Raw genomic sequence first — 10786 nt, 5'->3', positions numbered from 1 at the left:
GCTGGCGGCGGCGGGGGCTGGGGCGCGCCGCCTGTTCGAGGCAGCCGACACGCCCGAGCCCGTACCGGATCCGATGGACCCCGCGGCGCCCCCGGCCGGCCACGCGCTGCGCGTGACCGGGCTGCGCTTCCGCTGGGCGGCGGACCGGCCGCTGGTCTTCGACGGGCTCGACCTCGACCTGCCGGAGGGCGCGCGGATCGCGCTGCTCGGTCCCTCCGGCGCGGGCAAGTCCACGCTGGCGGCGCTGCTGCTGAAGTTCGCGGCACCCGAGGCCGGGCGCATCACGCTGGGGGGCGTGGACATCGCGACCCTTCCGGCGGCCGAGCTGCGCCGGCGCGTCACCTGGCTCACGCAGGATGCGCGTCTGTTCGATGACACGATCGCCGCCAATCTCCGCCTCGCCGCGCCGGATGCCGACGAGGCCGCGCTCTGGGCGGCGCTGGACCGGGCGCAGGTGGGCGACGTGGTGCGAGCCCTGCCCGACCGGCTCGAGACCCTGTGCGGGGAGGGCGGGCTGCGCTTCTCCGGCGGGCAGGCGCGGCGGCTGGTGCTGGCGCGCACGCTGCTCTCCCCGGCCTCGGTGGTGATCCTGGACGAGCCCGCGGCGGGGCTCGACGCCGATACCGAGCGCGCCTTCCTCCAGACGCTCGACGAGGCCATGGGCGGGCGCAGCGTCATCCTGATCCAGCATCACCTGCTCGGGGTCGAGCACCCCACGCGCATCCTGCGCATTGCCGCCGGACGCGCCATCCCGGCGGCGGGCTGACGCGGCGTAACCTTGCCGCAGTCTCCGGCGAACGCATCTGGTATGGCAGGACCCAAGGGCGAGACACGACCATGAGACTGGTGACCGAGGCGGGGCCGTGACCGGCACGCTGGCCATTGCGGCGAAGCGCCTGGACCCCGCGAAGTTCCGTGACCCGGCGGTGACGGCGAAGGGCGAACGCCGCGCTGTTGTGGGCCTCGCGGCGCTCAGCACGCTGTGGATCAACACCGGCACGCTGTGCAACATCGCCTGCTCGAACTGCTACATCGAAAGCAGCCCGAAGAACGACGCGCTGTCCTACATCACCGCCGAGGAGGTGCGTGCCTATCTCGACGAGGCGGTGGCGATCGGCGCGCCGCTCGAGGAGGTCGGCTTCACCGGCGGCGAGCCCTTCCTCAACCGCGACCTGCCGGCGATGCTGCGCGATGTGCTCGGCCGCGGCCTGTCGGCGCTGGTGCTGACCAACGCCATGAAGCCGATGATGAACCAAGCGACCGCGCTGCTGGCGCTGCGCGAGGAGTTCGGCGATGCGCTGACGCTGCGCGTGTCGGTCGACCATCATGATGCGACGCTGCACGACCTCGAGCGCGGGGAGGGTACCTTCGCGCGCACCATCGAGGGCCTGGTCTGGCTGGCGCGCAACGGCTTCCGCGTCCATGTCGCGGGCCGCGCTGGCTTCGATGGCGACGAGGCGGCGATGCGCGCCGGCTATGCCGCGCTCTTCGCCGCACACGGCATCATGATCGACGCCGGAGATCCCGTCGCGCTGATGCTGTTCCCCGAGATGGACGCCGAAGTGGATGTCCCCGAGATCACCGAGGCCTGCTGGGGCATCCTGCGCAAATCGCCCGACAGCCTGATGTGCGCCTCGGCCCGGATGGTGGTGAAGCGGCGCGGCGCGGACCGCCCGGCCGTCGTAGCCTGCACGCTGCTGCCCTACGATCCGGCCTTCGAGCTGGGCGCCACCCTGGTCGAGGCATCCCGCCCGGTGGCGCTGAACCACCCCCACTGCGCGAAGTTCTGCGTGCTGGGCGGGGCGGCCTGCTCGCGCTAACGCCGCGGTTGACGCGACCGGGTCCTTCGCGCGACCAAGGGCCATCGCGAACCCCGGAGTCGTCCCGATGCGCCGCCGCCGTTTCCTCGCCGCCGCCCCCGCCGCGCTGGCCGCGGCCTGCGCGACCGAGCCCGTCATGCCGACGGTGTCCGTCTTCTTCACCGAGGACAGCTCGACCCTGGACTCCGAGGCGCAGACCCTGTTGCGCACTGTCGCCATGCAGGCGCGCGGCACCACCGGCCCGATCGTGGTGATCGGCTACGCCGGCCCCGCCGGCGGCGCCGCCTACAATCGCGCCTTGTCCGAGGCGCGGGCGCAGCACGTGGCCGACCTGCTTATCAGCAACGGCGTGGCGCGCGACCGCGTGCGCATCGTGGCGCGTGGCCCGGTGCCCTTCGAATCCGTCGCCACGGAATCCCGTCGCGTCGAGATCCGCCCCGGCAGCTGATGCGCGCGCTGGAGGATCCGTCGGAGGTCCTCCGCCGGGTCTTCGGCCATGAGGGCTTCCGCGGCCGGCAGGAGGAGATCATCCGCCATGCCGCGGAGGGCGGATCGGGCCTTGTTCTCATGCCGACCGGCGGCGGCAAGAGCCTGTGCTTCCAGGTGCCCGCGCTGTGCCGCGCGGGCGTGGGCATCGTGGTCTCCCCGCTGATCGCGCTGATGGAGGACCAGGTCGCTGCCCTACGCCAGCAGGGTGTCGCGGCGGCCGCGCTGCATTCCGACCTGCCGCCCGACGAGGCGCGCGCCGTGCTGCGCGACCTGCATGGCGGGCGGCTCAAGCTGCTGTATGTCTCGCCCGAGCGGCTCACGCTGGACGGCACGCTGCAGCGGCTCGACGAACTGCCCATCGCCCTGTTCGCCGTGGACGAGGCGCATTGCGTCAGCCAGTGGGGCCATCACTTCCGTCCGGAGTATCGCGGCCTTGGTGTGCTCGGTCAGCGCTTCCCGGGCGTGCCGCGCCTGGCGCTGACCGCGACCGCCGACCCGCGCACGGTCGAGGACATCCGCCTGCAGCTCGACCTGGCGGATGCGCCGGTCTTCCGGGCCTCCTTCGATCGGCCGAACATCTTCATCTCCGCCGCACCGCGCGAGAGCGAACGCGGCCAGCTGCGTGCCCTGATCGCCGGGGCGGGCGGCTGCGGCATCGTCTATTGCGGCAGCCGCGCGCGCACCGAAAGCACGGCCGAATGGTTGCGCGGCGACGGCCACGACGCGCTCGCCTTCCATGCCGGCATGGACGCGAGCGCGAAGCGCGACGCGCATCGCCGCTTCGCGCGCGGCGACAACGTGATCATGGCGGCGACAATCGCCTTCGGCATGGGCATCGACCGGCCCGATGTGCGCTGGGTCGCGCACCTCGATCTGCCGCGCAGCCCCGAGAGCTGGTACCAGGAGATCGGCCGCGCCGGGCGCGACGGCCTGCCCGCCATGGCGCTGCTGATGTATGGCGCCGGCGACATGGCCCTGGCCCGCCACCGCATCGCCGAAAGCCCCGCGAGCGAGGAACAGAAGCGCGTCGAGCGATCGCGCCTCGACGCCATGATCGCGATCGCCGAGGCGGCCACCTGTCGGCGTGCCCTGCTGCTGCGCTGCTTCGGCGAGGAGCCCTTGGTGCCCGAATGCGGGGCCTGCGACGTCTGCCGCATGCCGCCGCGCCTGGTGGATGGCACGGTGTCGGCGCAGAAGCTGCTGTCAGCCGTGGTTCGCACGGGGCAGCGCTTCGGCGTGGGGCATGTGGTCGACGTGCTCCGCGGGCGGTTGACCGACAAGGTCGCGCAGTTCGCACACGACAAGCTGCCGACCTATGGCGTCGGCAAGGATGTGTCGGACAGCGCCTGGCGGGGCATCGCGCGGCAGCTCGTCGCGCGCGGCGTGCTGGACGTGGCGGTGGAGAATCACGGCGAGCTGGTCGCGACGGAGGCGGCGCGCGCCGTGCTGCGCGGGCAGGAGGCGGTGATGCTGCGCGAGGATGCGGCGCAGCCCGCCTCGCGCCGTGCGCTGCGCGAGGAAGCGCCGCAGGCCGGCTCCGGCGATCCGCTGTTCGAGGCGTTGCGCGCCTGGCGCCGCGGCGCCGCGCAGGGGCAGGGCGTGCCGGCCTATGTTGTCGCGGATGACCGCACGCTGGCGGGCATCGCGGCGCGGCGGCCGGGCACGCCGGACGATCTGCTCGAGGTGCCGGGCATGGGGCGCTCGCGCGTTGAGCGCTACGGCGCGGAGATCCTGCGCATCGTGGCGGAGAGCTGAGCGACCTGCGTCACAGCGCGGCGCGTCGGGGTGCATGGCCTTGCTGCTTCGCCGGCGGTACCCTCCCGTTCAAAATCAGGGAACGCAGCCATGCGCCGTTCGATCCTTTTTTCCACCGCCATCGCCGCGCTGCTCGCCGCCGCCCCGGCGCGGGCGGATGACGTCTTGAATGCCATCACGGAGGCGCAGCGCGCCTACCAGGGCGGGCAGTTCCAGGCGGCTCAGACCGCATTGCAGGAAGCGCTGCAACTGCTCTCCCAGCGCGCCGCCGCCGGGCTCGCCGCCGCGCTGCCCGATGCGCTGCCCGGCTGGACGGCGGAGGAGGCGACTTCGAACGCCGCCGGCGTCGCGGGCCTGCTAGGCGGGTCCACCGCGTCGCGCAGCTATCGCAACGCGCAGGGGCAGACGGTCGAGATCCAGGTGATGAGCGACAATCCCATGATCGCCCAGCTCGGCCCGATCCTGGCGAACCCCATGCTCGCCGGGGCGATGGGGCGGCTGGTGCGGATCGGCGAGCAGCGCGCCATCCAGGGCAATGACGGCAATGTTCAGATGCTGGTGGACAACCGTATCCTGGTGCAGGTGCAGGGGGATGCGCCGGCCGAGGCAAAGCTGGCCTACGCGCGGGCGATCAATTTGGCGCGCCTGGCAGGGCGCTGATCGGGGCTTCGGACCGGCCCCGCCCGGGTCCGCGGGGCCGCGCCATGTGGCGCAGCCCCGGGTGGCGCATCAGGCCTCGGCCTTGTGGGGCACGCCCTTCTCGGCGAGCAGGTTGCCGAGTTCACCGGCCTGGAACATCTCGGTGACGATGTCGCAGCCGCCGACGAACTCGCCCTTCACATAAAGCTGCGGGATGGTCGGCCAGTTGCTGAAGGCCTTGATCCCCTCGCGGATCTCCATGTCCTCGAGCACGTTCACGCCCTTGAAGGGCACGCCCATGTGGCTGAGGATCTGCACGACGCGCGCGCTGAAGCCGCACTGCGGGAAGACCGGCGTGCCCTTCATGAAGAGCACCACGGGGTTCTCGGTGATGTCGGCCTGGATGCGGTCGAAGGTCGGGTTGCTCATCGCGCGGTGTCCTGTTCCGGGGCGGAGGTCTGAAGTGCGAGCGCATGCAGCACGCCGCCCATGCGGCCCTGCAGCGCGGCGTAGACGATCTGGTGCTGCTTGACGCGGGGAATGCCGCGGAAGGCAGAGGAGACGACCTTGGCGGCGTAGTGGTCGCCATCACCGGCCAGGTCCTCGATGGTGACCTCGGCGTCCGGAAGCGCCGCCTTGATCAGCGCCTCGATCTCTGCCGGTTGCATCGCCATCAGGCGGACCTCCCTTCCATCAGCGCGGGCAGGGTGGCTTCGTTCGCAGCCCTGAGCGCAGCCACCGATATGGACCGGCCGGGGGCGAGAACCAAGTCCCCGCCACCGCTGTGGCCGAGCCGGGTGGCGGGCACGCCTGCCGCTGTTGCGGTCGCGATGAAGGCCGCGGCGTCGGCCACTGCGACGACGTAGCGGCCCTGGTCCTCCCCGAACCAGAAGGCGTGGGGGGGCACCGCGTCCGGCGTCGGGGACAGGGTGGCACCGATGCCGGTCTCCATCGCCATCTCGGCGATGGTCACGAGCAGGCCGCCATCGGCGCAGTCGTGGCAGGCGCGCACGGTGCCGGCGAGGATCTGCGCGCGGACGAAATCCCCGTTGCGGCGTTCGGCCGCGAGGTCCACGGGCGGGGGCGCACCTTCCTCGCGCCCGCCGACCTCGCGCAGCCAGAGCGACTGGCCGAGCCAGCCGGCGGTCGTGCCGACCAGCACAAGGTCGGCACCCGCAGGCATGCCCAGGCCGATGGCCTGGCGTGCATCCTCCAGCACGCCCACGCCGCCGATCGCGGGGGTGGGCAGGATGGGGCGGCCCTCGGTCTCGTTGTAGAGGGAGACATTGCCGCTGATGACGGGGAAGTCGAGCGCTGTGCAGGCCGCCGCCATGCCGCGCACCGCGCCGGCGAACTGCCCCATGATCCGCGGCTTCTCGGGGTTGCCGAAGTTCATGTTGTCGGTGATGGCGAGCGGCAGCGCCCCCGTAGCGGTGATGTTGCGCCAGGCCTCGGCCACCGCCTGCGCCCCACCCGCCACCGGGTCGGCCACCACGTAGCGCGGCGTGCAGTCGGTGGTCATGGCGAGCGCGCGGTCGTGGTCCTCGATTCGCACGATGGCGGCGTCGGCGGCACCCGGGCGCTTCACCGTCTGGCCGTTCACCAGGCCGTCGTACTGGTCCCAGATCCAGCGGCGGGAACAGAGGTCCGGGCAGGAAACGAGGCGCATCAGCGCGGCCTCGATCCCGATCGGGTCGGGGATGGAGCCAGCGTCCAGCTCGGGCTGGGGCGGGGTGTCCTCGGTCGGGCGGCGGTAGAGGGGGGCTTCCGATTCCAGCGGGGCCAGGGGGATGTCGGCCTCGATCTGGCCCTTGTGGCGGATCACGATACGGCCGGTGTCGGTGAGGTGGCCGATCACCGCGAAGTCCAGCTCCCACTTGGTGAAGATGGCCTCCGCCTGCGCCTCGCGGCCGGGCTTGAGGACCATGAGCATGCGCTCCTGGCTCTCGCTCAGCATCATCTCGTAGGCGGTCATGCCTTCTTCGCGCTGAGGGACGTTGTCGAGGACGAGCTCGACACCCATCCCGCCCTTGCCGGCCATCTCGACGCCCGAGCTGGTGAGGCCCGCCGCACCCATGTCCTGGATGGCGACGATGGCGTCGGTGGCCATCAATTCGAGGCAGGCCTCGATCAGCAGCTTCTCGGCGAAGGGGTCGCCGATCTGGACGGTGGGGCGCTTCTCCTCCGAGTCGGCGGAGAATTCCGCGCTGGACATGGTGGCGCCATGGATGCCGTCGCGGCCGGTCTTGGAGCCCACATAGACCACCGGGTTGCCGACCCCCGTGGCGGCGGCGGTGAAGATGCGGTCGGCCTTCGCGATGCCGACCGTCATGGCGTTGACCAGCGGGTTGCCGTTGTAGGCGGGGTGGAAGTTGACCTCGCCGCCCACCGTCGGCACGCCCACGCAATTGCCGTAGCCGCCGATGCCGCGCACCACGCCGTCGATGATCTGCTTCATCCGCGGCGCGTCGGGGCTGCCGAAGCGCAGGGCGTTGAGGTTGGCGATGGGCCGCGCACCCATGGTGAAGACATCGCGCAGGATGCCGCCCACACCGGTGGCCGCGCCGTTGTAGGGCTCGATCCAGCTCGGGTGGTTGTGGGATTCCATCTTGAAGACGGCGGCGAGGCCATCGCCGATGGCGATGACGCCGGCATTCTCCCCGGGGCCCTGGATGACCCAGGGGGCCTTGGTGGGGAGTTCCCGCAGCCAGACGCGGGAGGATTTGTAGGAGCAGTGCTCGCTCCACATCACCGAGAAGACGCCGAGCTCGGTCAGCGAGGGCGTGCGGCCGAGGATGGCGAGTACGCGGTCGTATTCCTCGGGCTTCAGGCCGAATTCGGCGGCGAGCTGGGCGGCGCGGGCGGGGTCGAGCGGCGTGGGCGCGGTCATGCCCGCCTTGTCGGCAGGGCGGGGCCGCCTGTCCAGGGGGTGCGTCACGGAGTCAGGCCGTGGCGAAGGCCTCGGCCAGGCTCTCGAACATCGGCAGCCCGTCCGTCCCGCCCATGAGGTCGTCCACCAGATCCTCCGGATGCGGCATCAGCCCACAGACCCGCAGGTTCGGCGAGAGAATCCCCGCGATGTTGCGCACCGACCCATTGCGGTTCGCGGCCGCCGTCGCCTCGCCGCGATCGTCCACGTAGCGGAAGGCCACCAGCCCTTCGCCCTCCAGCCGGTCCAGGGTCGCGTCGTCGGCGAAGTAGTTGCCATCACCATGCGCCATCGGCGCGCGGAAGGTGGCCCCCTTCTGCCAGCGCGACGTGAAGGCGGTGCCGGCGCGTTCCACCCGCATGCGGCAATCCATCGACAGGAAGCGCAGCGTCGCGTTGCGCAGCAGCCCGCCGGGCAGCAGCCCCGCCTCGATCAGGATCTGGAAACCGTTGCACACGCCCAGCACATGGCCGCCGCGCGCGGCGAAGTCCCGCACGTCGCGCATGATGGGCGACTGCGCGGCCATCGCCCCGCAGCGCAGGTAGTCGCCATAGGAAAACCCGCCCGGCAGTACCACCAGGTCGAGCCCTGCCGGCAGCGCATCGCGGTGGAACAGCATCACCGGGTCGCGCCCCGTCACGCGCTTCAGCGCCACGCGTATGTCGCGTTCGCGGTTGGTGCCGGGAAAGGTGATGATGGCGGCCTTCATCGTCGTGTCCTGTCAGCCGATCGAGACGCGCAGCCAGTGCAGCCCGCCCATCAGCAGCATGGTCGATGCCGCGGCCAGCGCCGCCGCCGTCACCCAGCGGTTCAGGCTGCGCTTGCCGCGCGCGATCACGTTGAGCCGCGGCAGCGTCGCCATGCGGTTCTCCCGCCAGCGCAGCGCCATGGCGAACAGCACCGTCAGCACCAGCATCGCGAGGAGGCTGGCCTTGGTCATGTCAGGCGAGCTCGACCCGGAAGGATTCTATGACGGTGTTGGCGAGCAGCTTGCGGGCCATGTCCTCGGCGGCGGCCTTCGCGCGCGCCGGGTCGGTTTCGGCCAGGTCGAGCTCGATCACCTTGCCCGCGCGCACATCCTGCACGCCGGCGAAGCCCAGCCCATCGAGAGCGTGAGAAATGGCCTTGCCCTGGGGGTCGAGCACGCCGGCCTTGGGCATGACGTAGACGCGGGCCTTCATGGCGTGGACTCCGTGCTGGTCACTGCATCACCTCGGGGCCGGTCATGTCGCGCGGCCCGGCCTCCGGCAGGATGCCGAGGCGGCGGGCGACTTCCTGGTAGCCTTCCTCCACCTTGCCGAGGTCGCGGCGGAAGCGGTCCTTGTCCATCTTCTCGCCGGTCTTGGCATCCCACAGGCGGCAATTGTCGGGGCTGATCTCGTCGGCGAGGACGATGCGCATCTCCTCGTTCTCCCACAGGCGACCGAACTCCAGCTTGAAGTCGACCAGCGTGATGCCGACGCCGAGGAACAGGCCGGTCAGGAAGTCGTTCACCCGCAGCGTGAGTGCGACGATGTCGTCGAGGTCCTGCGTGCTGGCCCAGCCGAAGCAGGTGATGTGCTCCTCGGCCACCATCGGGTCGTTCAGCTGGTCGTTCTTGTAGTAGTACTCGATGATCGAACGCGGCAGGCGCTGGCCCTCGGTGATGCCGAGGCGCGTGGCGAGCGAGCCGGCGGCCACGTTGCGCACCACGACCTCGAGCGGGATGATCTCGACCTCGCGGATCAGCTGCTCGCGCATGTTCAGGCGGCGGATGAAGTGGGTCGGGATGCCGATCTCGTGCAGCCGCGTCATCAGGTATTCGCTGATGCGGTTGTTGAGCACGCCCTTGCCGGTGATGGTGCCCTTCTTGGCGCCGTTGCCGGCGGTGGCGTCGTCCTTGAAGTACTGGACCAGGGTGCCAGGTTCAGGCCCCTCGAACAGGATCTTGGCCTTGCCCTCATAAAGTTGTCGGCGACGCGCCATGGCGAAGAAATTCCTTGTCGCCGCGCGGCCGGGGGGCCGGGCGGACTCCGTGGGGCATATAGCAAGCACCTTCCCGGGTGACCATGACGGACCGGGCGATGGCTGGGCTGCGCCGGGGTCAGGCCACCGAGGCGGGAAGCTTCAGCGGCACGAAGCGGCCAGAGGCGGGGCGGCCGGGGCAGAATCGCCAGGTGGCCTCGCCAGCGGCACCCAGCGCCAGGAGGCTGCTGCAGACCGTGCCGAAGCCCGCCACGGGCGCGATATTCAGCATGGCGGCTGCGCCGTCCACCGCGTCGGGCGTCTCGTCGGCGAGCAGCGCTTCCCAGTCACGCCAGTTCTCTGCCGCAGGGTCGGGCGGCGTGGCGGCGCGGAAGCGCGGGAGGTGACGGCGGATGCGCGGGCTGTCGGGATCGTTGGGATCGTGCGCGGTGACCATGGCGATGCCCTCGGCAAGGTCCATGACCTCGAGAGGGCCGGCGCCGAGGCCCCGCAGGAAGAAGGCCTGCCGCGAATCGGCGACGACCATGTTGAATGGCCGCCATTCCGCGCCCGGCAGCGCGCGCAGGCGCCGCATGGCGGCCGCGGCATCGGCCTCGGACGCCGCGAGCAGCGGCAATTCCCCACGGGATCGCTTGCCCGGAGCGGGTCCGAGGCTGCCTGGCCGGTTTAGCACCGCGGCCACCACGCCGCCGGTGCCCAGCGCCATCCATGTCCCGCCGGCGCTGCGGTCCCGCCCGCCGACGATCCCGGGGCGGTCGGGCCACCAGGCGCGCGGCGGGTCCCAGGCGCGATCGAGTCGTTCGTCGCGGTTGGCGGCGATGATCAACGGCCAGGCATCGCCCGGCCGCCTCAGGAGAATGACGGTGCACATCGCCGCGCAGGCTCGGCCAGCCGGCGCGAGCCGGCAAGCCGCGCCGCGGTCAGAAGCGGAAGTTCAAGGAAACGCCGGGCGGGCCGTAATAGACGGGCGGCGGCGCGTAATAGACCGGCGGCGGCGGCGCGTAATACACGCGCGGCGGCGGCGCGTAGTACACGCGCGGCGGCGGGGCATAGTAGTAAACGGGCGGCGGCGGCGGCGCGTAGTAGGCGCGCGGCGGCGGGCCCCAGCCACGGCCAGGATGGCCGCGCCAGCCATCGCCGGCCTGCGCCAGCGACGGCGCCGCCAGGACGCCGAGCGCCGCGAGCGCGG

General features: G+C 71.4%; 13 protein-coding genes and 1 pseudogene. 5 read left to right on the top strand and 9 right to left on the bottom strand.

Annotated elements, in window-relative coordinates; genetic code table 11:
- The 5 genes from HW578_RS16555 to HW578_RS16535 all read left to right on the top strand — a co-directional run.
- A partial coding sequence (locus HW578_RS16555) for an ATP-binding cassette domain-containing protein (protein WP_198371718.1) occupies positions 1–766 on the top strand: 766 nt, incomplete at its 5' end.
- Positions 767–863: 97 nt separating this feature from the next.
- Positions 864–1820, top strand: a complete 957-nt coding sequence (locus HW578_RS16550; RefSeq protein ID WP_198371717.1) for a radical SAM protein — start codon at positions 864–866, stop codon at positions 1818–1820.
- A gap of 67 nt (positions 1821–1887) precedes the next feature.
- The gene (locus HW578_RS16545) at positions 1888–2268 is read left to right on the top strand and encodes an OmpA family protein (protein WP_198371716.1); all 381 of its coding nucleotides are present in this window, start codon (positions 1888–1890) and stop codon (positions 2266–2268) included.
- The gene (gene recQ / locus HW578_RS16540; RefSeq protein WP_198371715.1) at positions 2268–4064 is read left to right on the top strand and encodes a DNA helicase RecQ; all 1797 of its coding nucleotides are present in this window, start codon (positions 2268–2270) and stop codon (positions 4062–4064) included. Before HW578_RS16545 ends, recQ begins: the two co-directional genes overlap by 1 nt.
- Before the next feature lie 90 nt (positions 4065–4154).
- On the top strand, positions 4155–4724 hold the full coding sequence (locus HW578_RS16535; RefSeq protein ID WP_198371714.1) for a hypothetical protein: 570 nt from the start codon (positions 4155–4157) through the stop codon (positions 4722–4724).
- 69 nt (positions 4725–4793) lie between these two features.
- On the opposite strand, the gene grxD is transcribed toward HW578_RS16535, so the two are convergent.
- From grxD to HW578_RS16490, 9 genes and pseudogenes are all read right to left on the bottom strand, one after another.
- The gene (gene grxD / locus HW578_RS16530; protein ID WP_198371713.1) at positions 4794–5132 is read right to left on the bottom strand and encodes a Grx4 family monothiol glutaredoxin; all 339 of its coding nucleotides are present in this window, start codon (positions 5130–5132) and stop codon (positions 4794–4796) included.
- Complete coding sequence (locus HW578_RS16525; RefSeq protein ID WP_198371712.1) at positions 5129–5377, bottom strand: BolA family protein; 249 nt, start codon at positions 5375–5377, stop codon at positions 5129–5131. Before HW578_RS16525 ends, grxD begins: the two co-directional genes overlap by 4 nt.
- Entirely contained in the window at positions 5377–7593 is a 2217-nt protein-coding gene (purL, locus tag HW578_RS16520; protein WP_198371711.1) for a phosphoribosylformylglycinamidine synthase subunit PurL, read from the bottom strand. The genes HW578_RS16525 and purL overlap by 1 nt, the downstream gene beginning before the upstream one ends.
- A 52-nt stretch (positions 7594–7645) precedes the next feature.
- Positions 7646–8341, bottom strand: coding sequence for a phosphoribosylformylglycinamidine synthase subunit PurQ (gene purQ / locus HW578_RS16515; RefSeq protein WP_198371710.1), 696 nt, complete (start codon positions 8339–8341; stop codon positions 7646–7648).
- A gap of 12 nt (positions 8342–8353) precedes the next feature.
- Positions 8354–8572, bottom strand: a complete 219-nt coding sequence (locus HW578_RS16510) for a hypothetical protein (RefSeq protein WP_198371709.1) — start codon at positions 8570–8572, stop codon at positions 8354–8356.
- 1 nt (position 8573) lies between these two features.
- Positions 8574–8813 carry a phosphoribosylformylglycinamidine synthase subunit PurS gene (purS, locus tag HW578_RS16505; RefSeq protein ID WP_198371708.1) on the bottom strand — a complete coding sequence of 80 codons (240 nt, stop codon included), beginning with the start codon at positions 8811–8813 and terminating at the stop codon, positions 8574–8576.
- Positions 8814–8832: 19 nt separating this feature from the next.
- Entirely contained in the window at positions 8833–9597 is a 765-nt protein-coding gene (gene purC / locus HW578_RS16500; RefSeq protein WP_198371707.1) for a phosphoribosylaminoimidazolesuccinocarboxamide synthase, read from the bottom strand.
- 118 nt (positions 9598–9715) lie between these two features.
- Positions 9716–10468, bottom strand: a complete 753-nt coding sequence (locus HW578_RS16495; protein WP_198371706.1) for an NRDE family protein — start codon at positions 10466–10468, stop codon at positions 9716–9718.
- A gap of 49 nt (positions 10469–10517) precedes the next feature.
- A pseudogene (locus HW578_RS16490) lies at positions 10518–10786 on the bottom strand (hypothetical protein); the annotation flags it as partial.

It is taken from the genome of Roseomonas rosulenta, assembly GCF_016106005.1.
Taxonomy (GTDB): domain Bacteria; phylum Pseudomonadota; class Alphaproteobacteria; order Acetobacterales; family Acetobacteraceae; genus Neoroseomonas; species Neoroseomonas rosulenta.
This window is presented reverse-complemented; position numbering and strand designations above follow the sequence as displayed.

What these genes read in the sequence shown, in the direction of transcription:
- HW578_RS16535 (WP_198371714.1), top strand. Translation starts at nt 4,155, where the DNA reads ATGCGCCGTTCGATCCTTTTTTCCACCGCCATCGCCGCGCTGCTCGCC.
- HW578_RS16510 (WP_198371709.1), bottom strand. Translation starts at nt 8,572, where the DNA reads ATGACCAAGGCCAGCCTCCTCGCGATGCTGGTGCTGACGGTGCTGTTC.
- HW578_RS16545 (WP_198371716.1), top strand. Translation starts at nt 1,888, where the DNA reads ATGCGCCGCCGCCGTTTCCTCGCCGCCGCCCCCGCCGCGCTGGCCGCG.
- purL (WP_198371711.1), bottom strand. Translation starts at nt 7,593, where the DNA reads ATGACCGCGCCCACGCCGCTCGACCCCGCCCGCGCCGCCCAGCTCGCC.
- grxD (WP_198371713.1), bottom strand. Translation starts at nt 5,132, where the DNA reads ATGAGCAACCCGACCTTCGACCGCATCCAGGCCGACATCACCGAGAAC.
- HW578_RS16525 (WP_198371712.1), bottom strand. Translation starts at nt 5,377, where the DNA reads ATGGCGATGCAACCGGCAGAGATCGAGGCGCTGATCAAGGCGGCGCTT.
- recQ (WP_198371715.1), top strand. Translation starts at nt 2,268, where the DNA reads ATGCGCGCGCTGGAGGATCCGTCGGAGGTCCTCCGCCGGGTCTTCGGC.
- purQ (WP_198371710.1), bottom strand. Translation starts at nt 8,341, where the DNA reads ATGAAGGCCGCCATCATCACCTTTCCCGGCACCAACCGCGAACGCGAC.
- purC (WP_198371707.1), bottom strand. Translation starts at nt 9,597, where the DNA reads ATGGCGCGTCGCCGACAACTTTATGAGGGCAAGGCCAAGATCCTGTTC.
- HW578_RS16495 (WP_198371706.1), bottom strand. Translation starts at nt 10,468, where the DNA reads ATGTGCACCGTCATTCTCCTGAGGCGGCCGGGCGATGCCTGGCCGTTG.
- purS (WP_198371708.1), bottom strand. Translation starts at nt 8,813, where the DNA reads ATGAAGGCCCGCGTCTACGTCATGCCCAAGGCCGGCGTGCTCGACCCC.